The following is a 25975-nucleotide window of genomic DNA, read 5'->3' as shown; positions in this document are numbered from 1 at the left end:
CTCCCCTTTGGCTCTGGTTTGACGACGAGTGCGTGGTCGACGGCCGCCCCAGCCGCCGACTCAGCACGTGATCGTCCTACCTTTCCGTACCAACGGGGCAGCCGCGGCACTCTCGACAGTCGATGCCCTGCTGTCGGAGAGCGTTCTGGACGAGCTGCCGGACAGCGGGCTCGTCGAAGGCTCTCGGCGTCAGGGCGCACACTGGTTCGCCGTTGATCTGGGCCCGGTGGCAGTAGAACGCCGGACCCAGGTCGAGCGCGATGGCGGTACTCATAGGCCTCCCCCTTGGTGGTGCGAGAGACCCCCCAGGTGTGACACCACCATGACACGGAGCTATGCCCGACTGCCACAGGTAGTTGAAAGGAGATTTATTGCCGTAGGGCAACAGTTCGACCGTAAGGGAGAAGCCGTGCGGCAGAAGGCTTATCCCTGTGGCGCGGGGGGCAGGATGCCTCTTCTGCGCAGTTCTTCAACGACCTGAGTGCTTAGCGCCTGGACGTCGCCGAGAGTCAGTCCGGGAGTGACGGCCATGGCTGCGTCGGTGACGGCGATCCGCACGTCCTCGGGCAGCATCGACTGGGGTGTGTGGACGACGTCGACGCCGTCCTGGTGGTCGACTGCCACGGGCTCACCGCCGGTGAGGATGGCGGTACAGCTGCCGACCATCCAGTGGAGCGCCTGGTCCATCTTGGCGTAGCTCGTCTCGCGAACGGCTGGGTCGCCCTCCTCGACCTTCCGCCAGGTGTCCTTCGAGACGCCGGCGGCTTTCGCTGCGGCGAGTCGGGAGGGGTACAGCTCGAGACGGCGCTTTTTGACGGCGGTCGCGAGGCGGTCGAGATCGCGAGTGCTCATGGGGACATGGTGACAGGGCCTGCTAGGGCCAGCCAGGGCCGGGGGCCCAGATGGGCCTAAACCTTTACCTAGGTAAGCCTAATTCGGCAGCTCACCAGGCATGCGAGGGCGGCGATGCCCGGCACAAACGCGCCATCTAGAGCGGTCGGTGCGCATCGAGAGCTAACTAGAGCTAGACAGGCGGAGCCAACTAGGGCTAACTTGTGGGCATGCACCAACCCCCAACCTTCGAGGTTGACGGGGACGCGATCCGCGAGGAGCGCATGCGTGCGGGACTCGAAATCTCCGAGGTGGCGAAGCGCGCCCACATAAGCCGGCGCTACCTCTCCCACCTGGAGAACGGAACCCGCAACCGCATGAGACCGAGCCGGTACGTCGCTCTCCGCACCGCCTTGAACGTGAACGACGACCGACTCCTCGCCCCCACACCGAGGACTCACAGAACAAAGGAGTGACATGCCCGGCGACAAGTACGAGCTGTACGGCCGGCCGGTACCGCCCCACGACCCGAACGCGGACATCATGTCCGTCCAGGAGTCCGCCTTCGTCCTGAAGTGCAGCGTCAGCCACCTCCGCCGGTGGCTCGCTCAGAACCCCAAGCTGCGCGCCTACTCCGGACGCCGCCTGGTCACCAACCGGAAGGTCCGCGAGACCTACTTCCGCATGAACCAGAGCGCGAAGAAGCAGCTCCAGACCGCCGCCTAGCCGGCTGTGCGGGACGCCGCCGGGCTCTGACCTCCGCCGGCGCCCCTACCGAGATCCACCCCTCACACGCAACCCATCTGCGAGAGAGACGAGAACCCCGATGATCCGAGTATCACCCATGCACCCGAGTGTGGTGCCCGTCCCCGTGCCCGACGCGGTGGCCCTGCTGATCGGCTCCCAGGTGCCGGTCGCCGTGCTGCACGCCGAGATGACGGCCGTGGAGGCCGCCACCTGCGTGACCGTGTGCCGCGGCGAGCAGTACCGCGAGGCCCGCGAGTACAACCTCGGCCGCCTGGCCGCCGCGAACAAGATGCTCGCCGCCCACGACCCGCGCCTCGTCGTCCACCCGGGAGGTGCCCGATGAGTGCCGCCGACATCGCCCGCCTGGACGTGCCGCGAAGGAGACGCCGCGTGAACACCCGTCCTCGCATCGTGATCGACGTCGACCGTGACGGCTGGACCAAGCGGCTCCAGCTCAACATCGTCCAGCTGGACGAGAACGACGGCGGCTGGGGCTACCGGCTCGCCGGGCCCAAGTACAACGGCTCCTCGACCAACCTGCTGCGCGTCGAACTGGACGCCCGGGACGCCGCGGAGATCCGCAAGTTCCTCGACGAGGCGTTCCCCGAGGGCGGTGCCGACCGTGGCTGACCTCACCGCCGACGAGTTCAACGCGAAGTACCCCGTCGGTACGCCCGTGATGGCGTACCCCGGTGTCCGCCCCGAGGACCCTCTCACCATCCGCGTCCGTCAGCGTCAGCGGGACGGCCACTACGTCGACCCGGCCAGCGTGGAGCTGTGCGAGGGCCTGACGACCGTCACCCGCACTCCCGCGTGGACGCTCGGCCACGGCGAGCCGGTCGTGTCCGTCGAGGGCTACGCGGGCGGCATCTGCCTCACCCACATCGACGTGATCGAGGGCGGTGCCAACCGTGGCTGACCGCGCCTACCCGATCCGGCCGCCGCATGGCCGACGAGCCCGAGGGGGGTGCTCGATGAGCGCCGCCGACATCGCCCGCCTGGACGTGCCGCTGGACCGGCTGGCCGCGAACCTGCGCGCCCTCACGCTGCGGGACGGCGCCCTCGCCGAGCAGCGCCACCAGTACCTCGACCTCGACGCGGACAGCGCCTGCCGCCCGGACGGCTTCTGCTGCCCCGCCTGCCCGCCCCGCGAAGGAGCCACCGCGTGAACACCGGCCAGCACTACGTCGTCGTCATCAGCCACCAGCCGCTCTCGGTAGCGGCGTCCCTCGACGCCGCGAAGGCCGACACGGAGGGGCGAGCCGACTGGTACGTGGGCCGAGGCGAGCTGAGGTGGGAGGAGCACGGGCCGAACGAGTGGCGGCTGATGCACCGCCCCGAGGGGAAGCGGCGCTACTCGTGGACCCAGTACTGGATCGCGGCCGTCCCCGCTGCCGGAGGCACCCGATGACCACCCGTCCCCGCCTCGTGACGCTCGCCCTGTGCTGCCCCAAGGACACGTGCCGGCACGCGTTCCGGGCCGACTCCCTCGACACGGCCGTCGACCAGATGATCGGCCACCTGATCGACGCGCACGAGCTGCCCGAGATCTCCGCGTCCTTCCACGCCATGGTCGCCAAGCCGATCACGCTCGACCCCGGCATCGACTTCTACAAGGTCGTCTGACCGCCCGTCGGCCGGCGGATGACACCGGCCCCCGGCCGACGGGACTCCACCCCCCTCACCCAGCCCGCGCCACACACCACCCGCCGCGGGCTCCCCTCAGCACACCCTCAAGGAGGCCGAAATGCCCGACCAGAACGTGACCATCCCGCCCGAAACCGCCCGCCACGTCCTGTGGACCTTCGGCCGCGACGGCGGGCACCGGCCCGGCAGCTTCACCGAGGCCCTCATCGGCCTCCTCGCCCGCGCCGACGAGACCAACAGCCTCCGCCTCGGCATCGTCTACCCCGCCGAGGCCGCCGCCGTCCGCCTCGCCAAGTACGACCTCAACGGCCTCGACAAGCTCCGCCGCATCGCCGACGAGCAGGCCGCCGCGTGAACGACATCCAGACACCGACCGGCGTCCTCCTCGGCACCTACACCCCCGGCAGCCCCAAGTGGGAGCAGGCCCGCGGCGGACTGTGCATCACCGCCACCGAGATCGCCGCCGTTGTCGGCCTTTCTCCCTGGCAGTCCCGTTTCAGCCTCTGGCACAAGAAGGCCGGCCTGCCCACCCCGCCCTTCCAGCCGAACCCGGCCATGGAGTGGGGCAACCGGCTCGAGGACGCCGTCGCCCAGAAGTGGAACGACGAGCACGCCGACACCACCGAAACCGTCGACGCCGGCACATGGCGGCACATCGACCGCCACTGGCAGCGAGCCACCCCCGACCGCATCTTCACCCCCCTCACCGGCTGGCAGATCGCCCCCGGCGAACTCCCGCAACTCCTGGAGATCAAGACCTCCCCGTTCGGAGAGGAATGGGGCCCGTCCGGCAGCGACGAAATCCCCCTCCACTACCGCTGCCAGATCCAGTGGCAGCTCGACACCCTCGGCCTCAAGGTGTGCCACGTCGCCGTCCTCATCGGCGGCTGGGACTACCGCGAGTACGTCGTCGAGTACGACGAGGACGACGCGACTCTCCTCCGTGAAGCCGCCGAACGGTTCCTCGACGACGTGCGCCACGGCAACCGGCCCGACATCGACAGCAGCGACGCCACCTACCAGACCATCCGCCGGCAGCCCGACCGCTACGACGACATCGACGTCGAGATCCCCGGACCGATCGCCGCCCGCTACGAGGTCACCCACCAGCAGTACAAGGCCGCCGAAGCCGAGCACCTCCACGCCAAGGCCCTCCTCCTCGACGCCCTCGGCAACGGCCGCAACGCCCGACACCTCGGCCGGCTCATCGCCTACCGCACCGCCCACGAAGACGGCTCGACCCGCGCCCTCCAGCCCGCCCGATAGGAGTCACGCGTGCCCCGCATCAGCGACCACCTCAACCAGCAGCGCCCGACCACCGCCACCGCCGCCCAGCAGGACTACTCGTTCGCGCCGGCCACTCGCGAGAAGGCGAAGGCCCGCGTCGCCCTCATGGGGGTATCCGGCAGCGGCAAGACCTGGACCGGCCTTCGCCTCACCAACGGTCTTGCCGCCAGGTTCGCCGTCATCGACACCGAGCGCGGCGCCGCATCCAAGTACGCCGGCATCAACGGCGTCACCTTCGACACGCTGCAGTTGCACACCTTCCACCCGCAGAACCTCATCGGCGCCCTCGCCGCCGCTGCGAATGCCGGCTACGAGGCCGTCCTCGTCGACTCGCTGTCGCACTTCTGGTCCGGCACCGAGGGAACCCTCGAGCAGGTCGACCGTGCGGCGAAGAAGGGCTTCGGCGGCAACACCTTCGCCGGTTGGAAGGAGGGCACCCCCCTCCAGAACGCGATGGTCGACGCCCTCCTGTCGTACCCCGGGCATGTGGTGGCGACGATGCGCGCCCACACCGAATGGTCGCTGGAGCGCAACGACCGCGGCCAGCTGGAGCCGAAGCGGATCGGCACCCGGCCCGAGCAGCGCCGCGGCGTGGAGTACGAGTTCGACGTCGTCGCCCAGATGGACACCGACAACCGCCTCACCGTCATCAAGTCCCGCTGTCCCGCTCTGCATGGCGCGGCCGTTGAGCGACCCGATGGGGCGGCCATCGCCTCGACGCTCCTGGACTGGCTGAACGACGGCGCCGCCGGTGTCGACCCGGCCACCTACATCGACCGTGCGACCGACCCCGCGGCCACCTTCGAACATCTGGGGGCCCTGCGCGCGGAGGTCGACTCCCGCGGCCTTCAGGCCACCCCGCTCCTCGACCCCTCGACGGGCACCGCCACGACTCTCGGCGACTACATCCGCGCCCGCGGCATCGCCCTGCAGAACGCCCAGTAGCGCCCCAGGGGCCGCCGCGGCCCGAACCTGCGGCGGCCCCACCACCCCAGTGCAGCACACCGGAAGGACGATCCCCATGGCCGCGATACAGCCCGCCCTCGACGGCACCGTCCCCACCCCGCCCCGCACCCGCTCCGACGACTACGAGACGTGGATCGACGCCGTGTGGCCCGCCTTCGTCGCCGCCGCCGCGACCGGCCGCACCTTCACCACCTACGAGATCGCCGACCAGCACAAGCTCCCCGAGCCGCCCGACCCGGCCCACCACTGGGGGCGACTCATGACCCTCCTCAAGGACGAGGGCTACATCCGCACCGCCGGCTGGGCCTGCTCCCCCCGCCCCACCGCCCACCACTCCGGCGTCCGCACCTGGAAGGGCACCGCCGCCGCCCGCAGGGCCGCCGCCTAACCCCGCCTCCCCAACCTGATTGGAGCCCGACATGCGCCTCCTCGCCCGCCGCCTCGCCGAGGCCCGCACCCGAATCGCCGGGCAGGCCGCCCGCATCCGCGAGCTGGAGAAGCTCCTCGCCGCCGAACAGGACCGCGCCCGCGCCCTGGCCGCCGAGCGGCCCGAGCAGGCCACCCTCGCCGACCTGCGCCGCCGCCTGCGCCTGGCCGAGCGGGCCCGCGCCAGCCTCGACGCGCAGATCCTCACCCTCCAGGCCGCCAACGAGGCGACCGCCCGCACCGACTACGACCGGCGGTGGGCCGCGTGACCCTCCACATCGTCCACAACCACCACGCCCCGGACACAACCAGCCACGGCGACACCTGGCGTGACCACGCCGTCTGCGCGAAGCCGGACATCACCCGCCCCAACGCGATGTTCCCCGACAACGACGCCGTCGATCTGGAGCTGGCACGCGGCATCTGCGCCTCCTGCCCGGTCAAGGCCATGTGCCTCCTCGACGCCCTGGAGACCGAGCAGGGCCGCGGCACCGGCAACCGGCACGGCGTCCGCGCGGGGCGCACCCCGAAGCAGCGGCACAGCCTGTACATGCGGTCGCTTCGCGAACGCATCCCGTTCGAGGACCTGGTGGACGAGGTGCTGTTCCGGGACCCGCTGAGGGAGGCGTTCGAGCGCCGTACCGAGTCCCTCGAGGGTGGACACGTCCGGTGGACGATCCGGAAGACGGCGGTTCACGTCCAAGGGCAGCGCTACACCCCGTGGCAGTTGGCGTTCCACCTGTCGCGTGGACGGCGCGCCGCAGGAACCATCCGCACAACCTGTGGCCAGGAACGGTGCGTGGCCCCCGACCACATCGTGGACGCGGCCGAGCGCGGCAACGGACGGCGGGCCGCCGCATGAAGATCCGCGCCGACATCGCCGGCCCGTGCTGCGACCTCCTCCAGACCTGCGTCACCACCTAGACCATCCCGCCGACTCCACCGCCATCAGGAAGAAGACCGCCGCATGGCACGCATCCGCTCGATCAAGCCGGAGTTCTTCACTTCGCTCACGATCGCCGACCTGCCGATCTCCGCTCGGCTCACCTTCATCGGGCTGTGGACCTACGTCGACGACAACGGCGTGGGCCTGGCGGACCCGCGCCTCATCCGGGCCGCAATCTGGCCCCTCGAAGAGGCTCCGGACATCCTCCAGAGGACTCGCGAGGATCTCCGGAGCCTTCAGGAGAACCGCCTCGTCACCTTCTATGAAGCCTCCGGAAAGGCTCTGCTGGCCATCACCAACTGGTCTGAGCACCAGAAGGTCAGTCACCCGCGTAAACCGCGCTACCCCAGGCCCGAACAGGTGCTCCGCGACGCCGAGACCCCCTCTGACCAGCAGAACCCCAATCCTCCGGACGACTCCGGAAACCCTCCGGAGGACTTCCAGAGGACTCCGGAAACCATCCGCCCTGAGCAGGGAGCAGGGAGCAGGGAGCAGGGAGCAGGGAAAGAAGAGGAGTCGGAGCCTTCGGCGTCCGACGATGCCCCTCCCCGGACGGATGTCGAGCGCATCTGCCGGCACCTCGCCGCCGTGATCGAGAAGGGCGGCAGCAAGAAGCCCGCCATCACCAAGAAGTGGCGAAGCGACATCCGGCTCCTGCTCGACAAGGACGGCGTCACCCCCGACCAGGCCATCGCCGCCATCGACTGGGCCCACACCAACGACTTCTGGCAGGCGCACATCCTCAGCCCCGCCAAGCTCCGCCAGAAGTACGACACCCTCCGCCGCCAAGCCGTCGCCGAACAGCGCAAGCGCACCCCCGGCCCCCGCACCTCCCCCCGCGACCTGAACCACATGACCGAAGAGGAGAAGCAGCGTGCCCTCAACTTCTGACCAGCCCGACCCGCGCGAGTCCGTCTACCGCGAACGCCGCGAGGACGCCGTCGCCGCGTACCTCGGCCGCACCCCGGTGATCTACCAGCACGACATCCCGCTCCACCCCCTTGCCGCCCACTGGGCCGCCCAGGCCGACGACGCCCCCCAGAACCTGTTCCTCACCGGGGCCATCGGTGTTGGCAAGACCCACACCGCCTGGCAGGCCACCCGCCTCTGGCTCGACCGCCGGATCGCCAACACCGGCCGCCAGCCCACCATCCAGACGTGGCGCTCCACCCGCCTCTTCGACGCGCTCCAGCCCAACAACCACGACTACGACGGCCGCACCCTCACCGCCCAGCTCCAGCGCACCGACCTGCTGTACATCGACGACCTTGCCGCGGCCCGCGTCTCCCCGTCCGGCTGGACCCAGGAACGCCTCTACGAGATCTTCGACGAGCGGTACATCAACCGCCGGCCCGTGCTCATCACCTGCGACGTGCTGCCCGGCGAGACCGAGGCCATCGTCGGCGAGCGCGTCCAGTCCCGCATGCGAGAGATGTTCCGCGGCGGAGTGCTCCTCCTCGAGGGCGATGACCGCCGCAAGGGGGCCGCCGCGTGAGCACCGACCTGTGGGACGCCCCCCTCGACGAGACGCCCGCCGGGCCGAGCGTCATCGCCGACCTCGACGCCGAACGCATCCTCGCCGCCACCGTCATGGCCCGCCCCTCCCAGGTCGACGAGCTGTACGCCGACGGCTTCGACCCCGCCGACTTCACCGACGACCGCTACCGGTGGGTCTGGTACGCCGTCGAGCACCTCGCCCCCCACTTCCGCGACGGCGAGATCCGCTACCTCGCCGTCGACCGGCAACTGCAGGCATGGCGTGCCGACGGGCGGATGCCCACCATCCCGCTCACCCTCGACCAGCTCACCGACCTGTACAACCACGCCCAGCCCGGCTCCGCCTCCTGGCACGCCCAGCAGATCTCCAGGACCGCCGTCGCCCGGCGCCTCGAGGCCCACGGCCACACGTGCATCACCCGAGCCCGATCCGCCGCGTTCGACGCCGACGCCGACATCTCCGCCGCCCAGACCGAACTCGACGGCGTCGTGCGCGCCACCGACAGCGACGACGGCGCCCTCGTCGGCGACCTCCTCGCCGGCGTGCTGGAACGCGCCGTCACCCCGCCCACCCTCGACGACCGCATCCCCACCGGATTCATCGACCTCGACGAGCTGATGTCCGGAGGATGGGCGCCCGGGCAGCTCGTCGTCGTCGGCGCCCGCCCCGCCATGGGCAAGACCACGTTCGCCCTCGGTCTCGCCCGCGCCGCAGCGATCAAGAACAACATCCCGACCCTCTTCGAGTCGCTGGAGATGGGCAAGGACGAACTGAGCAACTCCATCGTCTGCGCCGAAGCTCAGGTCGCCCTCCACCACGTCAAGCAGGGCTCCCTCGGTGACGATCCCGCGGCCGTCGCCCGGCTCGCCAAGAACGCCCAGCGGATCCAGCCGGCTCCGCTGCACATCTACGACGGTGCGAACCTGTCGGTGGCTGCTCTGCGTGCCCGCGTCCGCAACCTTGTCCGCACCGCCGGGCTGCGGCTCGTCGTCGTCGACTACCTGCAGCTCATGCAGGCGCCCAAGGCCGAGTCCCGGCAGGTTGCCGTGTCGGAGCTGTCCAGGCAGCTGAAGCTCCTCGCGAAGGAGTTCGGCATCACGGTCGTCGTCCTCGCCCAGCTCAACCGCGGGCCCGAGCAGCGCACCGACAAGAAGCCGATGGTGTCCGACCTGCGCGAGTCCGGATCGATCGAGCAGGACGCCGACATCGTGATCCTCCTCCACCGCGAGGACGCCTACGAGAAGGAGTCACCCCGCGCCGGCGAGGCCGACTTGATCGTCGGCAAGCACCGCAACGGCCCCACCGGCACCATCACGGTGGCCTTCCAGGGCCACTACGCGCGCTTCGTCGACATGGCCATCGCATGACGGACCTGACGCCCGAGGACATTGCCGCCGCCCGTGAGGAGGGCGACCTCGCCGCCCTGCTGCTCCTCGCCGCCGGCATCACCCCGACTGTCCCGAAGCAGCCTCAGTCGGCTGTCGAGGCGCCTTGCTACCACATCGCCCGCCCCGGGGCCTGGCCCTGTGGAACCGCCCCCAGCGGCCCCAGCCCCGGCCTCCGCTGCCCGGCCTGCCGCGGCAGCCAGCCCACTACCTGACCACTCACCCGACAGGAGCCCACCGTGGACACCACCCCGCAGTCCCTCCTCACCGACCTGGCCCGCCTGCACCTCCGCGCGACCGCCTCCCCGCTGCCGGCCGACCCGGCCGTCATGGGCTGGCAGATGCAGACCGCCGCCGTCACCGGCCTCGCGACGCGTCTCCTGCACGCCCTGGCCGCCGTCGACCCGCAGCAGGCCGCCGACATCACCACCTGGTACGAGGGCCCGTTCGGCGAGGGCCCCGACCTCACCGACGGCGTCGACTGGCTCGACCAGCACATCGCCCGCCCGGCCGGCGCCGACATCAACCAGTGGATCGACGACGCACGCCAGCAGGCCACCCAGGCCGCCGCCCGCCCCGCCCGCACCCTCACTCCCAACGAGCACGACTCCGCCTGGCACGCCATCGAGGGCACGGTCGGCAACCCCGACGCCGACCCCGGCACCGTCCTCAACGCCGTCCTGGCCGCACTCCGTATCCAGGCTCCGACGGCCGCCGACGAGCAGGCCGCCAGCCTCCGCCGCCGCGCCGCCTGACCACCCGACAGGAGCCCCGCCCATGCCCGAGCACTACGCGCACATCGGCGACGCGATCGGCGCCGCCCTCACCCACAACACCCAGATGGCCGCCCGCCACGCCCGCGCCCGCGCCCGCGCCGCCGAGAACGCCCCGCCCGCCCAGCTGCTCGCCGACGAGATGCCCGACGAGTGGGTGCGCGCCGTCGCCGACGCCATCGCCCACCACGGCCACCCCATCCACACGACCCGTCCTACCGGCATCACCATCCACCTCACCCCCCAGCAGCGCCGCACCCTCCACGCCGACACCCAGCCCTACCTCCTCATCAGCTGGCACCCCGCCGGCATCGACTGGGGCCTCACCGCCGACGGCACCCACACCACCCACCCGCAGCCCCTCACCGACACCACCCACCCGGCCGAGGTCGCCCACACGATCGACCGGCTGCTGACCACCGGACAACCCACCTGACCCGACCACCCGACAGGAGCACCCCATGCACACCCTCCCGCCCCGCGCCCCCAACGGCCTCCGCGTCCTCGACGCGTTCTGCTGCCAGGGCGGCGCCTCCATGGGCTACCACCTCGCCGGATTCGACGTCACCGGCGTCGACCTCCACCCCCAGCCCCGCTACCCCTTCCCGTTCATCCAGGGCGACGCTGTGGAGTACATCCGCACCCACGGCCACGAGTACGACCTCATCGCCGGATCCCCGCCCTGCCAGGGCTACTCCGACTGCCAGGTCATCCAGGGCCGCACCCACCCCATGCTCATCGCCCCCACCCGCCAGGCCATGCAGGCCACCGGGCGGCCCTACGTCATCGAGAACGTCCCCGGCGCCCTCCCGCACCTCATCAACCCGATCGTGCTGTGCGGCGCCATGTTCGGCCTCAACACCTACCGCGACAGGTGGTTCGAGACCGGTGGCGGCCTCACCCTCGCCCAGCCCCACCACCCCCGCCACGACAAGCCCATCACCAAGATGGGCCGCCCCCGCAAGGACGGCGAGATGGCCCACTACGTCGGGAACTTCTCCGGCGTCCAGGCCGCCCGCGACGACCTCGGCGTGCTGTGGATGACCCGCGACGGGATCCGCGAGTGCATTCCCCCGGCCTACGCCCGCTGGATCGGCCAGCACGCGGCGGCCGCGATCACCACGGCTGCCGTCGCCGCCTGACCGCCCATCCGGTTCCGGCCGGCCACGCGCGAAGGGCCGCCCCACCCACCCCGCACGAAGGAGAACCCCGATGACCGACACCACCGACCACATCCAGCACACCTGGAACCTCACCCACCCCACCGGCGACCGCGTCACCATCGACCTCTGGACCGACGGCTACTCCGTCCGCGTCGACGGCGGCAACAGCGAGTCCACCGAAGGCGGCCGCCAGGACGTCGAGAAGCTCCTCGAGCGCTACGCCCTGCGCGGCTACTGGGTGGAGAGCGACTACCCCGTTAACGACCCCGCCGCCCACGACGACGACACCGACCCGGACGAGCCCGCCGACAAGCCCGACGCCTGCCCCGAATGCGGCGCCCCCGTCGAACACGCCTCCAACCACGTCGCCGACCACCGCCAGGGCGACGCGTGGTTGTGCACCGGCTGCCGCTGGGGCGAGTGGATCTGACCCGCCTGACCGCCCATCCGGTTCCGGCCGGCCACGCGCGAAGGGCCGCCCCGCAGGTAGGGCGGGGCGGCCCGGCACCCATCCCACCACACCACCCCGAGGAGACACCCCATGACCACCAGCCAGCACCTCGCCGTCATGCGCCTCATGGAGAAGCTCAGGGACCCCAGCGTGCGCTACAACCGCTGCCTGCGCCGCGCCTGGCGGACCCTGACCGGCAGCACGGAGAACGACCAGGCGATCGAGCAGGGCAACGCCGCGCTGCTGGAGATCGAGGCGATCGTCCGCGAGTGGGTCGCCGCGAACCCGGCGCACACCCAGGCCGCCGTCCGGCCCGTCGAGGAGACCCGCTGATGGCCGCCGACTGGTGGGGCCGACTCGATGTCGTCGAGGCCCTGGAAGAGAACGGCTGGATCGGCGACGCGGACATGCCGCTGAGCATCCTGCGCCACCCCTCGGGCGCCGTGTGGGCCGTCGTAGGAGGCACCGACGACTCGGGGCTGGACTGCCCGGGCGGGGCCGTCATCCAGTTCCCGAGCGACGTGCCCTCAGCCGTCATCATCGCGGCCTGCCTGGCCGCCGCCCGCACCGCCGAGCCCCCGCGGTGACGACCGTCCTGTACGTCGCTGGCGGCTGGCTGGCCCTCTCGGCCGCCACCGCCGGCGCCTACACCACCCTCCGCCACCTCTACACCCGGAGACACCGTTGACCACGCGCCGTGACCTGAATGACTGCGGATTCAGCAGCGAGACCATCGCCGCCGAGTACGAGACCGACGCCGCCCTGAAGGAAGCCGGGAACGATCTGACGGACCCGTACTTCGCCGCCGCCTGGGCCGCCGAGCAGGAGCAGCGGCACCTCGACTGGGACTACGCCCAGAAAGCCCAGCCGTGACCGGCCCGTCCGCCCCGCGGCCCGCGGGCCCGCTCGTCTGCCGGTGGTGCCGTATCCCCCTCACCACCGACCGCGCCCGCTGGTGGGACAACCAGCCCGAGTGCCGTGACCCGCACGCCTGCACCGACCGCATCTGGAGAACCCTGTGACCGGCCCGTCCTCCACCCCGCGCGGCGAGCACACCCCGCGCCCCGGCATCACCTGGACCACCACCGTCGGCTGGACCGGCGAGGAGGTCGTCGACGACGACACCCCGGACCCGCCCCGCCCGAACCGAGCCACCCGCCGCGCCGCCGCCCGAGCCCGAAGGAAGACCCGATGACCGACCTGCAAGCCACCCTCCGCGACCGATTCGGCGCCGCCGTCAGCCCTCCCCTCCTCGACCTCCACGGACGCCCGCGCCGGACGCACACCCCAGAAGCCGTTCAGGCCGTCTGCGAAATCGCCGACTCGGTGCTGGCCACAGGGGACGCCGAGATCCAGCGGCTGCGTTCCTACGTTGACCGCTACCGCATCGGCCTGGTCGGCATGTCCCGCCGGGCCACCCGCTTCCGGATCGCGTGGCGCAACGCCCGACAGCGCGCCGCCCGCTACCGGACCGAGACGCAGCAACTCCGCGCCCGCGTCGCCGAGCTGGAGCAGCAGGCCGCCATCGACACGCAGGTCATGGCCAAGGGCGACGCCGACTGGAACGAGGCCCGCGACGCCGTCCAGAAGTGGCGGGCACACGCCGAGCAGTGGCAGAAGTGGGGCGAGCAGCACCGCGACCGCGCCGACCGCTACCGCTACCGACTCGCGAAGTCGGAGCAGGGCCGCTGCAACCTGCGCGGCCTCCTCGAACACCACCGCGACCAGGGTTCCCTCGGCGCGCTGCGCGCGGCCCACAACCGGCTCGACCGCGCGCTGCGGGCCTGCGCCCGCTACCGCGCCCGCGTCGCCGAGTTGGAGGCCGCCGAGGCCGCCGCCGAGCAGCGCGCCGACCGCCTCGCCGCCGACCTGCAGGCCGAGCTGGACGTGAACCGCCGCCTCTTCACCCAGCGCCAGGAGATGGCCGCCGAGCGATACGCGTGGCAGGAACGCGGCGACCGCGCCGAGGCCCGCGCCCGCGCGCTGGAGGCCGCCCGCGACCGCGTGTGCGCCCTCGCCGACCGGCTGGCCGACGGCACCGAGGCCGGATTCAGGACCGCCCTCGCCATCCGCGACGCCCTCGACGGGCCCGCCCGGCCCGGCCCGCAGCCCTGACCCCTGCCGGGGCGCCCACCCCGGCGCCCCGGCCCCGCACCCGTACCGCCGCACCACCCAGGAGCCCCGCGTGACCACCACCGCGCACCACCTCCGCCACATCGCCCTCCACTGGACCGACCTCCACCAGGCCCTCGGCGACCGACCCATCCACGACGTCCTGAAGAGCCTGCGACCGGCCCGCCCGGTCCGAGCCGTCCCACCCAAGGAGCCGCTGATGCTGACCTTCCGGATACCCGACGACCTATGCCCGACCCACCGAGAGCTCGCCCGACGATGGCGAGACAACCACTACGACCGGCACAACCCCAGCGAGTGGCCCGCCGGCATGTCCACACCCCATCGCTTCCACCTGATGGACGGCAGGACACCCCACGCCACCCGCGAGCGCGACTTCGACGAGAAGAACCGGGAGCAGATCGATTTCGTCATCGCCATCTGCCGGTCGGGGCGGTCTCCCGAATGCGAGCCCCGCTCCTATCCCGACGGCTTTGGCGAGCAGGCGTTCCGTGACCTCCACGGCATCCCGGCCGCCCCCGTCGAGACCATCACACCCCCCGCGGAGTACCTGTGACCGGCACCGACCGGCCGTCCCGCCCTCCGGCCGGACCAGATGACCGACGACGACGACCTCGCCCAGCTGCGCGACCAGATGGCCGCCGTCAAGGCTCGCGTCGCCGAGCTGGAGGCCGCCCTCGCCCACGCAGCTGCCTGAGCAGCCGGCCGGGGTACATAACGCGCTGGCCGACGCCCGCCACAACCTCGTGCGCGCCGCACCACCCAGGAGCATCCCGTGATCGGACGCCTCGCCACCACGCTCACACGCCTCGCCCACCGCACCGGCCACCACCACTACCTGTCCACCGGCTGCCTCCACGGCGACCACGCCTACTGCCAGAACCGCCACGGCCAAGCCGGACCCAAGACGCCGGCCGTCTGCAAGTTCTGCAGCACCCCGTGCGTGTGCCGCTGCCACCGCACCACCTGACCGCCAGGAAGGAAGCCTCGTGACACCGCGCACCCGCAGCCGCCTCCAGGCCGCAGCACAGCAACTCGCCGGACCACCACCGGTGCACCTGCGCGGGCAGACCGCCATCCCGCTCACGTGGCAGCAGGACGCACTGTGGGACGAGCCGACGCCGACAACGCCCGCCCGCCAGACACCGCAGCGGCACCCCACCGTCCGGCCGCGGCGGCGGCCCATGCACCGGTACGACGCCCACGCTCGGCCCGCGACCCGGCCCCGCGCCAGCTACACCCGCGGCCGGCGCGTCACCGACATTGCCCCCGCCGGCACCTACCTGTAACCCCGCCTGATCGGAGCCGCCATGACCACCTGCGTCGCCTGCACCCGGACCCTCCGCGACGACGAGACCCAGACCTGCCGGCCCTGCGTCACCCGCGTCGACCAGCAACTCGCCGAACTCGCCGGGCCGGAGGGCCTGTACGCCTCTCTGACGGCCGATCTCGCCCCCGCCCGGACTGGGAGTGCCGGAAGGGTCTCCGGGAGCCGCACGGCCCCCATTCCGGTCCGTCTCGAAGCTCTCTCCCTCGCCGCCCGCGGCGGCATCGTCACCATCCTCGCCACCTGGGTCGACGACTGGGCCACCTACGGCCACGCCACCCCCGTCCCCGGCGGCACCCTCCAGCAGCAACTCGACGCCGCCGTGAACACGCTCAGGTTCAACCACCAGTGGGCCGCCGCCCAGCACCCCGCCTACAGCGAGTTCGCCCACGAGATCCGCCGCGCCTGGACCGCCTGCCGCACCCAAACCGCCGGCGACCCCGCCCCCCGCCGCATACCCGTCCAATGCCCCTGCGGCCACACCCTCCGCATCACCCTCGACACCCGCGGCGAGACCTGCCCCAGCTGCCACGAGCACTACAGCCACAGCGAAGTCCTCCAGCTCCCCATGGCCGCCAGGAACGCGGCATGACCCAGGAACGCGCCGCCGCGAAGATCCCGATCGTCACCAGCACCGACGGCCACCCCTACATCCCCGCCGAAGCCGCCATCGCACTCCTCCGCGCCATCGCCCAAAGCTGCCGCAACCTCGCCGACGACCCCGACTGCGACCTCCTCGGCGCCGCCGCAGCCATCGACAGCGAAGCCGACTACCTCGACATCAGAGCCATCGAACGCACCACCATTCGAACAGAGTGAGGCGCCGACAACGGGAGACACCGGGTTGGCGGACGCCTCACGCGTCCGCCAACCCACGCACCCACAGGTGCGCTACCGTGGGCCACACACCGGGGAGATAGCTGGCTGATAGCCGTGCTGGAGGCAGGCATGACCGCAGAACCGTGGACCATCGAACGCATCTGCGAAGCCCTGGGCAGCCCCACCCTCACCCAGCGGTTCCTATCCGAGATCAACCGAGCGCCAGCGCCCGAACTCCTCGCCACCTTCACCCGCTGGGAACGCATCGCCAAAAACATGCTCAACGCCGACGAAACCGACCAGCAGATCATCGACCACCTCCAGCGCGGCGAGGAACCCCCTGGCGAATGGCTCGACGGCAACGCCCGCCTCGCAGCTACAGCGAACCGGGCACGCGGCGCCGCCTGACCTGGCACGCTTAACCCTGTGCACAAACTCCGCTACAACGCGCAGATCGAAGCCGTGTGGGACTCCCTGGCCGACCAGGCCAGACACGAGCTCGACGAAGCCCTGCACAAGGTCTGCCTCGACCCGTACAACACCACCGAGGCCCACCCCACAGACGGCCCCGTCAAAAGGATCCTCACCCTCCAGCACACCGCCGTCACCCTCCTCGTCATCGGGCCACCCATCGAACGCGTGTACATCCGCACGCTCGACGCCCTGCACAGTTGAGACGTAGAACGCCCCCACCGCATGGGTGGGGGCGCTTTGTGCGTTCGAGGGCCGGCTGGGCTACGGGCGCTTCTCCGAGTAGCTCCACCGGCTCCCTGTTCCCCGGTACTCCGACACCGGGATCGGCTCAACGCCGGGCCGCATCTTCGACCGGTACAACAGGCCGTGCAGGTGGTCGACCTCGTGGGCGACGAGCCGAGCATGACCGCGCTCGAAGATCGTGATGCGCTGCTGGCCGTCGATGTCGGTGTGCTCCACGCTGATCGACATGGGCCGCGGCACCATCCCGCGCACGTCGAAGAAGGACAAGCAGCCCTCGTACTGCTCGTCGAAGCCGCCCGACTCCTCGATGATCCGCGGGTTGAACAGCGTGATCGACTCGCCCTCCGGGGTGCGGATGATCGCTGCGGACCGGTTGATGCCGATCTGCGGGGCAGCGATTCCCATGCCCTTGCCGAAGTTGTGCACCGTTGCGGCACGGTCCGCCGCGGAGTTCAGTTCGGCGACCACCCGGCGGGCGTCTTCCGCCTCGTCCGGAAGCGAGAACAGGCGGGCCGGCGTGGTCAGGATCGGGTCGCCCTCCTGGACGATGCCGATGGCCTGCATGCGACCGCTCGCCGTGTCGGGGGTTCTGGTCAGGTTCGTCTCCTCCGTGTGGTTGGTGCGGAACCGCCACTCCAGTCGGTAGCGGGCGTGGAGAGGGGGCTCGTCGGTGCTCCAGGAGAACACGCGCCGGTCCCCCTCGGCGCTGGAACGGATCGGATGGCGGAACGGGAACGCCGCAGCGGTCATGGTCGTCTCGGTGCCCCAGACCCCTGGCCCGAGCTCGGCCGGGAAGTCGAGGCGAACGCTCAGCTTCTTCGTCGGTAGCCGCACTGCCCGCTGGAACCAGGAGCCCCACTTGTCGTCGCTGACGGTGTAGCTGTACTCCAGCCACGCCGACTCGCCAGGGTAGAGCGGATAGCGGCCGTCCTCGTTCTCGAACAGCAGCCACAGCTCCTTGAACGCGTCGCGGTCGTGCTGGACGCGCCACCCGATCGACTCGCCGCCGATGCTGGCCTTGAGCTGGATCTCGTCCCAGGTGAGCGGGTTCTGCCGGTAGTGCTGATTCGACCGCTCCGGGTCGCCCGGGTAGCGGTCGACGCTGATCCGGATCAGGTAGCTCGTCACCGGGTCGGGGCTGTCGTTGTAGAGGAGCCGGCGTTGCGTCGCCCGGTAGGCCCGGCCGTCGTAGCGCAGCTCCGTGTCCTCGTGCTCCACGATCAAGCTCGTCGCGTGCTGAGGCTCTGGTGCCGGCCGGGCCGCAGGGAGGGCGGGCGCGCCGCTGGCCGCCTCCCGAAACGCGCGCCGAAGCGCCCCACCCGCCCGCAGCACGTCGTCAGCCTGGCGGGCGAACGCCTCCGACGGCGCCAGCTGGGCGTTCTCGACCTTCGACACGTAGGACGGCGTGTAGCCCACCTTCGCAGCGAGCGCTGACTGCGATAGGCCACGCACGTCCCGCCAGCGCTTCAGCTCGGCAATGAACCGCTCGTCGATCAAGGCGCGCTCCGCCATCGCATCCCCCTGAGAGTGTGAGTGAGGTGTGAGTGAGCCGCGATCAGCCTGCCCTCACATCGGCGCTTCGAGGTGTCCTGGCATCGAAGGCGGGACCGGCCCGCCTCAAGACCTGCAACGCAAGTATTCGGTCGGCTCATGGAGGGGCTACGTCGCCTCAGCGAGAGCCCTGTCCAGTGCCTCACGAGTTGGACGCTCAGGCAGCTCATCGGTTTCGAGTGCTAGCCATCGGACGAACGCAACCATGTAGTCGTTCATGGTGGCCTTGGGGTCGACAGCCTTCACGGCCTTCTGCGCTTTGGCGTAGAGGGCAGGGTCGGGCCGGAAGGTCCGGGCTTGGATTCTGTGCTCTCCGTGAGGCATGGGTGAATGTTCGCACGGTGGATTGCCATCCGTCCACGACTGTGCCAGAGTGGTGGCACTCCACCAGGGGGCGCCTTCCACCGGCCTCTGATGGTGAACGCAAACTGCCCCGAACCCGGGCTTCCACACACCGGGTATTTCGGGGCAGCCGACCGAAACCTTGTTGCACCCAAGGAGTGGTCATGGCCCATCTTGCCATGCGTACCAACGCGGGCGTCGTCGCCGCCGCGAAGACCCCGTCCCCGTCCCGTCTGGCGTCGGCGCCGTTGCGCGTGCTGCTGGCGGAGAGCGGTGCCCGGATCGTCGACACGTCGATCACGGACGACGCGTTCCTCGGTGCCGTGATGCGGCACCGGTCCGGCCCGATCAGCATCGTCCTCCCCTCCGGCCGGAGCGCCGTGGAGCGGGACACGATGGTCCGCTACCTGATCGGCAAGATCCTCAGCAGCAAGACCCCGACCGGCCCGGCCGGCGACACGAAGCCGGGGGCGCTGTCGTGAGCATCCGCCGCACCCGCATCCAGGCGCTGCGCGAGTCGATCGCCCGCCGTGCGCTCGACTTCATCAAGACCCCCTCCTCCGCCCGCATCCTCGACGTCCAGCGTGTCGGTGACGTGCTCATCGTCGCGACGGAAGAGCCCGCCTGCCGCTGGGCCCGCTACCACGTCAACACCTTCCGGTTCCCGGCCCCCGACGACACCGACCCCGACTTCGAGGACAGCAACGCGCCGAAGCTGTGGGCGTGCCTCGCCGGCTGGGGCGGCGCCGGGGCCGACGAACTGCCCGACCTGCTGGCCTCCGCCACCGCTTACGCGGTCGAGGTCAACGGGAGGGTCGCGTCGTGACGGCGAGGCTCACCGACGAGGAGCGCAAGGCGCTGTCGGACAAGGTTCGCGACGCGAACAAGCGCAGCGAGTCCCGGCCCCGCTGAGGGCCCCTTCTACCGCCGCCCCCGGCATTCCATTCCCCCGCCCAGCCGGGGGCGGCACCCCCTCTCACACCTGCCTGTACTTCTCGGAGGTTTCGTCATGCCTCGAATGCTCGGTGCCGCCTGCCCGCAGGGCCCCGGCGGCCGTGACTGCCCGTGCTGCGGCCAGGCGCCGGGGCGGGACAGGAAGACCGCCCGACGCCGCGCGAAGCGCTCCGAGCGCCAGAAGTGGCGGCGCGAAGCCCGCACCAGCTGACCACCCACCACCCGAAAGGAACCCGCCATGCAGACCATCACCGCCGGCCGCTCGTGGACCGACACCATCCAGGCCGCCTCTACCCTGCTCGCCGACCGGCCCGACACCTGGACCGGCATGTCCGGCGAGACGGTCACCGGCGCGGCCGTCGCCCGTCACCTCGACACGGTCGCCGACCTCCTCGCCAGGCACGGCTGGGTCCGCTCCTACGGCGACACCGACAGCGATGGCGTGGACATCGCCGACGACGAGTCGATGACCGTCAAGGACATGCTGCGCACCGTCCTGCGCATCGCCCGCACCCTCGTCAGCGTCGGCGACCCCCGCCTCACCCTCTGGTCCGCGATGAAGCAGGCCTCGCGCAGCGACTTCAGCGACTCCGACACCCACCGGGTCGCCGAGCGAGTCCTGGACGCCCTCATCAAGGCCCGCACGGGCGGCTCCGGCTACGTCTCGCACGACTCCTGGTCGGAGCGCGTCGGCCGCACCCGGGACGACATCGCCGCCCTCCTCGCCGCCGGCGCCGACCTCGCCCACCAGCACGGCCCCACCGCCTGAACCCCGCGGCCTCCTGGCCGGCCCCAGCCCACCTTCACTCCGCCCCTGAAAGGACCCGTCATGCCCGAGCTCTGGATCCGCTCCTACACCCGTGCCCTCACCGTCGGCGACTCGCTGGAGATCGCCCGCCTGGAGGCGCTCGCCGCCGACTACGACGCCCACAACCCCGGCTCGTCGCTCCTCGACGAGCTGGAGGCCATCAAGACGCCGGCCGCGGCCTGATCGGCGCCCGCGTGCTGCCCGACCAGATGGCCCGCGACACCCACCTGTGGCCCGCACTCCGCGACGCCATCTGAACCCGAAGGAGACCCGCATGGACCGTGAGACCGCACGCAAGGTGACCCGCGCCGTCGTCGTGAAGGCCGTCAAGGCCCGCCAGGCCGGCGCCCCGAACGCGACCCGGCTGGCCGCGGACGCGGCGGAGCTGGTCGAGAAGTACCGGAAGTGGACTAGCGACCCCGAGGCTGCCGCTCTCCTCGACGAGCTGGCCGAGGCCTGACGGCTGCCTGTCCCGCCTGGGCCGGACCCGGGCGGGGCGGGGAGCCAGACAAGCCGGCCCCGTCACATCCGCTGATCAGGAGCTGAGATGACCGAGACGTTCGAGACGATCCGCTACACCGCCGACATCATCGTGACCAGGACCGACGGGTACGTTCTGCTGATCGAGCGCGGCTGGGCCCCGTTCGAGGGCCAGTGGGCGCTCCCCGGCGGGCACGTCGACCCCGGCGAGACCTCACGCGCCGCGGCCGTCCGCGAGCTGGCCGAGGAGACCGGCATCTACGCGACGCCCGCCGAGATGGACCTGGTCGGCGTGTTCGACGCCCCCGGCCGGGACCCGCGCGGCCGGTACGTCACCGCCGCCTACCAGCTCACCGTCATCCGCAACACGCCTATCAAGGCCGGCGACGACGCCCGCCGCGCCGAGTGGTGGCCCCTGGACGACCTGCCGCCGTTGGCGTTCGACCACGCCGACATCCTCGCCGCCGTCGACGGCACCGCCGCCCGCCGCACCCACTGACCACCCGCCTGAAGGAGAACCCGACATGACCACCAAGCAGCAGCAGCTCGCCGTCGCCGCCATCCGTGCCGACCGGGAACTGCACCGCGCCTACCTCAACTACGGCATGCGCTCCGAGGAGGCCCGCCAGGCCCTCCGCCTGGCCGAACGCGCTCTGGCCGCCGCCGAGGCCGCCGGCTGCACCATCGACGACTACGAGTTCGCCCGCCGCACCGCCTGACCACCCACCACGAAAGGACCCGTCATGCAGAACACCGCCTTCACCACCGCCTGGCCCAAGGGCGTCATCGCCCGCTACCTCACCGTCGCCGGGGCCGCCCTCGGCCGCGACGACCTCACCGTCGACGTCGAGACCCTGACCACCGTCGACTACGACGACCCCTACGCCACCCGCAGCACCTGCCGCGCCTGCGCGACCCGGGACGAGCGGGACTACGACCTGTACCGCAACTACCGCGGCGACGCCCGGGCGCGGGCCTCGCAGGACGACGCCCGCAGCTGGGCCCAGGCCCACGCCGAGCGCTGCCGCGCCCTGCCCCGCCCCGCCTGAGCCCCCTGGCCTGACAGATGCCCGCGGCGCCCAGCCCAGCCTCTGGGCGCCAAGGAGATTTGCCAGCCCCAACCAAACTCCAACCCCAACCGCAGGGACTCCTCATGTCTGCTGACCTGCTGATCGGGCTGACGAAGGCCCGCATCGCCCTGATCATCGCCGGGCTCGCGTGGATCGTCGGTCTCGTCCCCGCCTGGCCCACCCGCGCAGCCCTCGCCGTCCTCGTCCTCGCCGCCTTGCTGTTCGACGCGGTCGTCGACGAGCACACCAGCCGGGCCAAGCCCCCGCCCTGCCCCTACGACACCGCCGCCTAGCCCACCACCTGCAGTGAAGGAAGGAAGACCATGACTGCCACCGCCGACCACGTCAACGGCACCGAGGTGCCCCTGATGTCCCAGGCCGAGTCGTGGGCCCGGGCGTCGATCAGCGAGGCCGAGGCCGAGCGGGTCCGCGCCCTGGCCGCCGCCGAGGTCGAGGAGCGCCGCATCAAGGCGCAGGCCGAAGCCGACGCCCTGCGCATCAAGGCCGAGGCCGAGGCCGAGCAGCAGCGCATCGCCAACGAGCGTGCCGCCCTGCGCCTGGCCCGTGAGAAGGCCGTCGAAGAGGCGAAGATCGCCGAGGCGAAGGCGAAGCGCGAAGAGGTCGAGCGCGCCGCGGCGGAAGCCCGTAAGGCCGCCGAGGCCGAGAAGCAGCAGGCGCAGGCCGAGGAGGCGAAGCGCGGCGAGTCCGCCAAGGCGTGGCGCACCGCCGCTCTGTTCTTCGCGGTCGTGTGTGCGATCGTCGCCCTCCCCGTGCAGATGTCAGCCTTCTGGTCGAAGGACGCCCCGTGGCTTCTCGTCGCTCCGCTCGTTCTTGAGGGTGGGGCGTGGGTCGTCCTGAAGGGCGCCGCGGCGGCGGTTGACGAGCACCGCCCGCACTGGCACTACCGCACCATCGCGTGGGTCCTCGCGTTCATCGCTGCGGGCATCAACCTCGCGCACGGCCTCGCCGCGTTCGACCCGGCGACGGCGATCGGTACGGCGTTCGCGTCGCTCGCCGGCCCGGGCGTGTGGGACCTCCACGAGCACGGCCGGATCCGGCGCCGCGACGGGAAGCAGACGTGGCGGCAGCGCCGCGCCGAGCGGAAGGCGCAGAAGAAGGCCGCCGCCGAGAAGGCAGCCCGAGAGGCCACGGCGAAGGCCGAGAAGGAAGCAGCGGAGAAGGCTGCCGCGGAGGCCGCGCAGAAGCTCGCCGAGCACCGCGCGGGGATGTACCCCACAGAGTGGGAGCACGCGCAGAAGCTCGCTGCGGCGCTCGGTGAGACCGCCGTCACCGAGGCTGTGTGGCAGCGTGCCTACACCGACATCAACGGTGTTGAGCCGGGTGACTCTGTCGACATCATCCGCTCCCGCAACGCCGCCGCACGACGTGTCGCCGCAGCCCGCTCCGAAGTGCCCGGAAACACCCCCGTCAAGGCGACAAACGGCCAGCGTGCATCGCAAATGCCCCCCTCGGCGAAGGCCCGCGTCTACAGCCCTCCTGCGAGGGCTGGACGGCGCAGTAAGGGAGACACCCCGCGCTACGTGTCCGCTGCCCGGAAGCAGGCGTCCATCACCGCTAAGAACGCTTCCCGTGACGCCGCGAAGGACGCCTGATGACCACCGCCGCCCACCCCACGCCGACCGACGACCGGCCGCACCTCTCCCTCGTCAAGGAGCCCCTCGAGGGCACCATCGTCGAGCACCTCGGCAAGGCCCAGCCGGCGTGGATCCTCTCCTCCCAGGAACTCGCCCGGCAGGCCGGCCGTCACGCCGTCGACAACCGGCTGTACATCGGCTGGACCCTCCGCGGGTACGGACGCCTCGCCCGCCGCTGGGCCGACGGCTGGCGCGACGGGCACCCGCAGATGATCCGCACCGCCCGCGCCGAGCTGGCCGCCGCCGCGGGCGACGCCGCCGCCGAGGACGCTGCCCGGCGCATGCTGGCCCGGCGCCGCGCCGACTACACGAGCCACCGAAAGATGTACGCGGCGAAGACCGCCGCCGCCGCCACACCCACCCTCACCGCCGGGGGAGTGGCCGTCGCGCAGGGCGGACTGTGGCTGTCCCTCGTCATGGCGCTCGCCACCATCACCTACGGCGCCCTGCGCGGCCGGCCCGCCCTGATCATCGAGCAGGACGACCCGGGGGTCATCGAGATCGGCGCCGCTGACGGCGAGCCGTTCCCGATCTCCGATGCCCGCACCCGCACCGAGGCCGCCGAGTGCGTGCGCCGGGCCCTCGTCTCCGAGGGCATCGCCGTCGCCAAGGTCGAGGCCGGGCGCCGCTACGACTGGGGCTGGGAGGTCACGGTGTGGCTGCGCAAGGGCACCCCGTCCGAGCTGATCGCCAAGGCCCCGGAGCTCGAGACGCCCCTCGACCTGCCGACCGATGGGCTGCTGTGCCAGCCGCGCAGGGAGAAGCGCGCCCAGGTCGTGCTGCGGCTCGTCGAGGGCGACCCCTTCGCGCGGATGCCCGTCCTGCCCGACCGTCCGCCGCGCAGCATCCGCATGCGGGACAAGAGCCTGATCGCCATGCGCATGGACGGCGCCCCCACCGAGGTCAGCTTCCTGGGGCTGCACTTCGTGAACATCGCCGCATCCGGCGGCGGCAAGTCCGTCACGATGCGCACCATCGGCGACATCCTCACCGCTTGCGACGATGTCGTCGTCATCGACCTCGACCCGGGCGGCAACGGCCTCGAGCCCCTCGCCGAGGCGGTCGGCGTGCGGGTCGTCGGCCACGACCAGATGCACGTCATCGAAGCGGTCCTCGAGAAGCTGCTGAAGATCGCGACGGCGCGGGCCACGCTGCTGGGGAAGCTGGGCATGGGCGACAACTGGGTGCCCTCGCGGGAGTATCCGGCGATCGTCGCCCTCGTCGACGAGTACCCGCAGCTGTCGCAGCGCGCCAAGGCCCTCGTCGTAGCGATCCTCCGCGTCGGCCGCAAGTCGCGTGTGCAGATCGGCCTGGCCGCCCAGGAGGCCACCAAGGATGCGATCGGCGCGGCCATCGCCGACAGCGTCGCCCTGAAGATCGTCGGCCCCAGCAGGCACCAGGACATCGTGCAGGTCTTCGGCGCCGGCGCCGGCGCGAACGGATGGCGGCCCGACCGGCTCCACCCCGCCCAGGGCGAAGACCCCGCGGACGCCGGCAAGGTCTACATCATGGGCGCCGGATCCACCGAACCCCTGATCCACAAGGTCATCGCCATGAGCCCCAACGAGGGCAAGCAGCGTGCAGCCGAGCGCGCCGCCGCCGGGCGGCCCTGGATCGACGCCGTCTCCCTCCAGGCCGCCGGGGTCTCGTTCGACGACCTCGACACCGTCCAGCCCCACGAGGCGCTGCCCGAGCCGATCGAGCTGGCGCGGTCCGCGTTCACCGCCGCCGGGGACCCCGAGCGGCTGACCACCGATGACCTGTACGAGTACGTGGCCGCAGCCGCCCCGGAGAGCTGGGGGCCCAAGGAGGGCGAGGAGACCGAGGCCGCCCGCGACCGGTACCTCAAGGGCCTGCGCGAAGCCGCCGCCGCCATAGACCCGGCGGTCGACATGAAGACACGGCAGTGGCGCGGGGGCCGCGGCTACTACCTCGACACCTTGATCAAACTGGCTGGCGAAGAGGCCCCTCAGGGCGCCTGAGCGGCCAAACCGGGGGC

At 71.4% G+C, this 25975-nt stretch carries 47 protein-coding genes; 45 read left to right on the top strand and 2 right to left on the bottom strand.

Annotation, left to right across the window (positions count from 1 at the left end):
• Positions 1–423: 423 nt before the first annotated feature.
• On the bottom strand, positions 424–852 hold the full coding sequence (locus tag CP974_RS06200) for a helix-turn-helix domain-containing protein (RefSeq protein WP_031131747.1): 429 nt from the start codon (positions 850–852) through the stop codon (positions 424–426).
• A 209-nt stretch (positions 853–1061) separates the two neighbouring features.
• Here CP974_RS06200 and CP974_RS06195 point away from each other — a divergent pair, with 209 nt between their 5' ends.
• The 34 genes from CP974_RS06195 to CP974_RS06045 all read left to right on the top strand — a co-directional run bounded on the left by CP974_RS06195 (position 1062) and on the right by CP974_RS06045 (position 17074).
• A complete protein-coding gene (locus CP974_RS06195) occupies positions 1062–1307 on the top strand; it encodes a helix-turn-helix domain-containing protein (RefSeq protein ID WP_031131749.1) in 246 nt (81 codons plus the stop codon).
• A 1-nt stretch (position 1308) separates the two neighbouring features.
• Entirely contained in the window at positions 1309–1557 is a 249-nt protein-coding gene (locus CP974_RS06190) for a hypothetical protein (RefSeq protein WP_051839421.1), read from the top strand.
• Between the two features lie 100 nt (positions 1558–1657).
• Positions 1658–1921 carry a hypothetical protein gene (locus CP974_RS06185; protein ID WP_031131752.1) on the top strand — a complete coding sequence of 88 codons (264 nt, stop codon included), beginning with the start codon at positions 1658–1660 and terminating at the stop codon, positions 1919–1921.
• Between the two features lie 47 nt (positions 1922–1968).
• Positions 1969–2208, top strand: a complete 240-nt coding sequence (locus CP974_RS06180; RefSeq protein WP_150485775.1) for a hypothetical protein — start codon at positions 1969–1971, stop codon at positions 2206–2208.
• Complete coding sequence (locus CP974_RS06175) at positions 2201–2497, top strand: hypothetical protein (protein ID WP_150485774.1); 297 nt, start codon at positions 2201–2203, stop codon at positions 2495–2497. The genes CP974_RS06180 and CP974_RS06175 overlap by 8 nt, the downstream gene beginning before the upstream one ends.
• Before the next feature lie 55 nt (positions 2498–2552).
• Positions 2553–2747, top strand: a complete 195-nt coding sequence (locus tag CP974_RS06170; protein ID WP_031135405.1) for a hypothetical protein — start codon at positions 2553–2555, stop codon at positions 2745–2747.
• Complete coding sequence (locus CP974_RS06165) at positions 2744–2989, top strand: hypothetical protein (protein ID WP_031135407.1); 246 nt, start codon at positions 2744–2746, stop codon at positions 2987–2989. The genes CP974_RS06170 and CP974_RS06165 overlap by 4 nt, the downstream gene beginning before the upstream one ends.
• Positions 2986–3204: a hypothetical protein gene (locus CP974_RS06160; RefSeq protein WP_031135408.1), complete on the top strand. Its 219-nt coding sequence runs from the start codon at positions 2986–2988 to the stop codon at positions 3202–3204. The genes CP974_RS06165 and CP974_RS06160 overlap by 4 nt, the downstream gene beginning before the upstream one ends.
• A gap of 121 nt (positions 3205–3325) precedes the next feature.
• Positions 3326–3580 (top strand): hypothetical protein, encoded by a 255-nt coding sequence (locus CP974_RS30005; RefSeq protein WP_051839906.1) that lies wholly within the window; start codon positions 3326–3328, stop codon positions 3578–3580.
• On the top strand, positions 3577–4491 hold the full coding sequence (locus CP974_RS06155) for a YqaJ viral recombinase family nuclease (RefSeq protein WP_031135411.1): 915 nt from the start codon (positions 3577–3579) through the stop codon (positions 4489–4491). Before CP974_RS30005 ends, CP974_RS06155 begins: the two co-directional genes overlap by 4 nt.
• 9 nt (positions 4492–4500) lie before the next feature.
• Positions 4501–5457, top strand: a complete 957-nt coding sequence (locus CP974_RS06150) for an AAA family ATPase (RefSeq protein ID WP_031135413.1) — start codon at positions 4501–4503, stop codon at positions 5455–5457.
• 76 nt (positions 5458–5533) lie between these two features.
• A complete protein-coding gene (locus CP974_RS06145) occupies positions 5534–5866 on the top strand; it encodes a hypothetical protein (RefSeq protein WP_031135415.1) in 333 nt (110 codons plus the stop codon).
• 31 nt (positions 5867–5897) lie between these two features.
• On the top strand, positions 5898–6173 hold the full coding sequence (locus CP974_RS06140; RefSeq protein ID WP_031135416.1) for a hypothetical protein: 276 nt from the start codon (positions 5898–5900) through the stop codon (positions 6171–6173).
• Positions 6170–6766, top strand: a complete 597-nt coding sequence (locus CP974_RS06135) for a WhiB family transcriptional regulator (RefSeq protein WP_158100722.1) — start codon at positions 6170–6172, stop codon at positions 6764–6766. The genes CP974_RS06140 and CP974_RS06135 overlap by 4 nt, the downstream gene beginning before the upstream one ends.
• A 105-nt stretch (positions 6767–6871) precedes the next feature.
• Positions 6872–7741 carry a phage replication protein O gene (locus CP974_RS06130; protein WP_051839910.1) on the top strand — a complete coding sequence of 290 codons (870 nt, stop codon included), beginning with the start codon at positions 6872–6874 and terminating at the stop codon, positions 7739–7741.
• Positions 7725–8345 carry a DnaA ATPase domain-containing protein gene (locus CP974_RS06125; protein WP_031135420.1) on the top strand — a complete coding sequence of 207 codons (621 nt, stop codon included), beginning with the start codon at positions 7725–7727 and terminating at the stop codon, positions 8343–8345. Before CP974_RS06130 ends, CP974_RS06125 begins: the two co-directional genes overlap by 17 nt.
• Complete coding sequence (locus tag CP974_RS06120; protein WP_051839912.1) at positions 8342–9715, top strand: replicative DNA helicase; 1374 nt, start codon at positions 8342–8344, stop codon at positions 9713–9715. Before CP974_RS06125 ends, CP974_RS06120 begins: the two co-directional genes overlap by 4 nt.
• Before the next feature lie 257 nt (positions 9716–9972).
• Positions 9973–10488: a hypothetical protein gene (locus tag CP974_RS06115; protein WP_085921482.1), complete on the top strand. Its 516-nt coding sequence runs from the start codon at positions 9973–9975 to the stop codon at positions 10486–10488.
• 22 nt (positions 10489–10510) lie between these two features.
• Positions 10511–10942: a hypothetical protein gene (locus tag CP974_RS06110; protein ID WP_085921483.1), complete on the top strand. Its 432-nt coding sequence runs from the start codon at positions 10511–10513 to the stop codon at positions 10940–10942.
• A gap of 25 nt (positions 10943–10967) precedes the next feature.
• On the top strand, positions 10968–11648 hold the full coding sequence (locus tag CP974_RS06105) for a DNA cytosine methyltransferase (RefSeq protein WP_037940367.1): 681 nt from the start codon (positions 10968–10970) through the stop codon (positions 11646–11648).
• 70 nt (positions 11649–11718) lie between these two features.
• Positions 11719–12099 carry a hypothetical protein gene (locus tag CP974_RS06100; RefSeq protein WP_150485773.1) on the top strand — a complete coding sequence of 127 codons (381 nt, stop codon included), beginning with the start codon at positions 11719–11721 and terminating at the stop codon, positions 12097–12099.
• Positions 12100–12210: 111 nt separating this feature from the next.
• Positions 12211–12453, top strand: a complete 243-nt coding sequence (locus CP974_RS06095; RefSeq protein ID WP_085921484.1) for a hypothetical protein — start codon at positions 12211–12213, stop codon at positions 12451–12453.
• Positions 12453–12707: a hypothetical protein gene (locus tag CP974_RS06090; RefSeq protein WP_051840198.1), complete on the top strand. Its 255-nt coding sequence runs from the start codon at positions 12453–12455 to the stop codon at positions 12705–12707. Before CP974_RS06095 ends, CP974_RS06090 begins: the two co-directional genes overlap by 1 nt.
• A 97-nt stretch (positions 12708–12804) precedes the next feature.
• Entirely contained in the window at positions 12805–12993 is a 189-nt protein-coding gene (locus CP974_RS06085) for a hypothetical protein (RefSeq protein WP_031137411.1), read from the top strand.
• A complete protein-coding gene (locus CP974_RS29490) occupies positions 12990–13142 on the top strand; it encodes a hypothetical protein (protein WP_158936036.1) in 153 nt (50 codons plus the stop codon). Before CP974_RS06085 ends, CP974_RS29490 begins: the two co-directional genes overlap by 4 nt.
• Positions 13139–13315 (top strand): hypothetical protein, encoded by a 177-nt coding sequence (locus CP974_RS29485; RefSeq protein ID WP_162887736.1) that lies wholly within the window; start codon positions 13139–13141, stop codon positions 13313–13315. The genes CP974_RS29490 and CP974_RS29485 overlap by 4 nt, the downstream gene beginning before the upstream one ends.
• A complete protein-coding gene (locus CP974_RS06080; protein ID WP_085921468.1) occupies positions 13312–14235 on the top strand; it encodes a hypothetical protein in 924 nt (307 codons plus the stop codon). The genes CP974_RS29485 and CP974_RS06080 overlap by 4 nt, the downstream gene beginning before the upstream one ends.
• A gap of 70 nt (positions 14236–14305) precedes the next feature.
• Positions 14306–14809 (top strand): hypothetical protein, encoded by a 504-nt coding sequence (locus CP974_RS06075; RefSeq protein WP_031129192.1) that lies wholly within the window; start codon positions 14306–14308, stop codon positions 14807–14809.
• Positions 14810–15028: 219 nt separating this feature from the next.
• Positions 15029–15223: a hypothetical protein gene (locus tag CP974_RS06070; RefSeq protein WP_031129190.1), complete on the top strand. Its 195-nt coding sequence runs from the start codon at positions 15029–15031 to the stop codon at positions 15221–15223.
• 19 nt (positions 15224–15242) lie between these two features.
• On the top strand, positions 15243–15542 hold the full coding sequence (locus CP974_RS06065) for a hypothetical protein (RefSeq protein ID WP_140160860.1): 300 nt from the start codon (positions 15243–15245) through the stop codon (positions 15540–15542).
• Between the two features lie 21 nt (positions 15543–15563).
• Positions 15564–16172: a hypothetical protein gene (locus CP974_RS06060; RefSeq protein WP_031129188.1), complete on the top strand. Its 609-nt coding sequence runs from the start codon at positions 15564–15566 to the stop codon at positions 16170–16172.
• Positions 16169–16399, top strand: a complete 231-nt coding sequence (locus CP974_RS06055; RefSeq protein WP_031129186.1) for a hypothetical protein — start codon at positions 16169–16171, stop codon at positions 16397–16399. The genes CP974_RS06060 and CP974_RS06055 overlap by 4 nt, the downstream gene beginning before the upstream one ends.
• A gap of 129 nt (positions 16400–16528) precedes the next feature.
• The gene (locus CP974_RS06050; RefSeq protein ID WP_031129185.1) at positions 16529–16807 is read left to right on the top strand and encodes a hypothetical protein; all 279 of its coding nucleotides are present in this window, start codon (positions 16529–16531) and stop codon (positions 16805–16807) included.
• An 18-nt stretch (positions 16808–16825) separates the two neighbouring features.
• Positions 16826–17074 carry a hypothetical protein gene (locus CP974_RS06045; protein ID WP_031129184.1) on the top strand — a complete coding sequence of 83 codons (249 nt, stop codon included), beginning with the start codon at positions 16826–16828 and terminating at the stop codon, positions 17072–17074.
• Positions 17075–17134: 60 nt separating this feature from the next.
• On the opposite strand, the gene CP974_RS06040 is transcribed toward CP974_RS06045, so the two are convergent.
• Positions 17135–18628 (bottom strand): peptide deformylase, encoded by a 1494-nt coding sequence (locus tag CP974_RS06040; protein WP_037936761.1) that lies wholly within the window; start codon positions 18626–18628, stop codon positions 17135–17137.
• 545 nt (positions 18629–19173) lie between these two features.
• On the opposite strand from CP974_RS06040, the gene CP974_RS06035 reads away from it, so the two are divergent.
• The 11 genes from CP974_RS06035 to CP974_RS05990 all read left to right on the top strand — a co-directional run bounded on the left by CP974_RS06035 (position 19174) and on the right by CP974_RS05990 (position 25958).
• The gene (locus tag CP974_RS06035) at positions 19174–19491 is read left to right on the top strand and encodes a hypothetical protein (protein WP_140160859.1); all 318 of its coding nucleotides are present in this window, start codon (positions 19174–19176) and stop codon (positions 19489–19491) included.
• Positions 19488–19835: a hypothetical protein gene (locus tag CP974_RS06030; protein WP_031129181.1), complete on the top strand. Its 348-nt coding sequence runs from the start codon at positions 19488–19490 to the stop codon at positions 19833–19835. The genes CP974_RS06035 and CP974_RS06030 overlap by 4 nt, the downstream gene beginning before the upstream one ends.
• Before the next feature lie 366 nt (positions 19836–20201).
• The gene (locus CP974_RS06025; protein WP_031129180.1) at positions 20202–20732 is read left to right on the top strand and encodes a DUF6197 family protein; all 531 of its coding nucleotides are present in this window, start codon (positions 20202–20204) and stop codon (positions 20730–20732) included.
• A 60-nt stretch (positions 20733–20792) separates the two neighbouring features.
• Positions 20793–20954 (top strand): hypothetical protein, encoded by a 162-nt coding sequence (locus CP974_RS29480; protein ID WP_158100734.1) that lies wholly within the window; start codon positions 20793–20795, stop codon positions 20952–20954.
• Between the two features lie 91 nt (positions 20955–21045).
• Positions 21046–21231: a hypothetical protein gene (locus CP974_RS06020; RefSeq protein ID WP_031129179.1), complete on the top strand. Its 186-nt coding sequence runs from the start codon at positions 21046–21048 to the stop codon at positions 21229–21231.
• Between the two features lie 87 nt (positions 21232–21318).
• Positions 21319–21750, top strand: a complete 432-nt coding sequence (locus CP974_RS06015; protein WP_031129178.1) for an NUDIX domain-containing protein — start codon at positions 21319–21321, stop codon at positions 21748–21750.
• A 25-nt stretch (positions 21751–21775) separates the two neighbouring features.
• Positions 21776–21970 carry a hypothetical protein gene (locus CP974_RS06010; RefSeq protein WP_085921466.1) on the top strand — a complete coding sequence of 65 codons (195 nt, stop codon included), beginning with the start codon at positions 21776–21778 and terminating at the stop codon, positions 21968–21970.
• A 24-nt stretch (positions 21971–21994) separates the two neighbouring features.
• A complete protein-coding gene (locus CP974_RS06005; RefSeq protein WP_150485772.1) occupies positions 21995–22300 on the top strand; it encodes a hypothetical protein in 306 nt (101 codons plus the stop codon).
• Positions 22301–22404: 104 nt separating this feature from the next.
• Positions 22405–22614 (top strand): hypothetical protein, encoded by a 210-nt coding sequence (locus tag CP974_RS06000; RefSeq protein WP_031129176.1) that lies wholly within the window; start codon positions 22405–22407, stop codon positions 22612–22614.
• A 30-nt stretch (positions 22615–22644) separates the two neighbouring features.
• Entirely contained in the window at positions 22645–23934 is a 1290-nt protein-coding gene (locus CP974_RS05995; RefSeq protein ID WP_037936757.1) for an SPFH domain-containing protein, read from the top strand.
• Positions 23934–25958, top strand: coding sequence for a hypothetical protein (locus tag CP974_RS05990; RefSeq protein ID WP_031129175.1), 2025 nt, complete (start codon positions 23934–23936; stop codon positions 25956–25958). The genes CP974_RS05995 and CP974_RS05990 overlap by 1 nt, the downstream gene beginning before the upstream one ends.
• Positions 25959–25975: the final 17 nt, after the last annotated feature.

It is taken from the genome of Streptomyces fradiae ATCC 10745 = DSM 40063 (genome assembly GCF_008704425.1).
GTDB classification, from domain to species: Bacteria; Actinomycetota; Actinomycetes; order Streptomycetales; family Streptomycetaceae; genus Streptomyces; species Streptomyces fradiae.
Note: the sequence above shows the minus strand (reverse complement) of the source record. Positions and strands in the feature narration are given on the sequence as shown.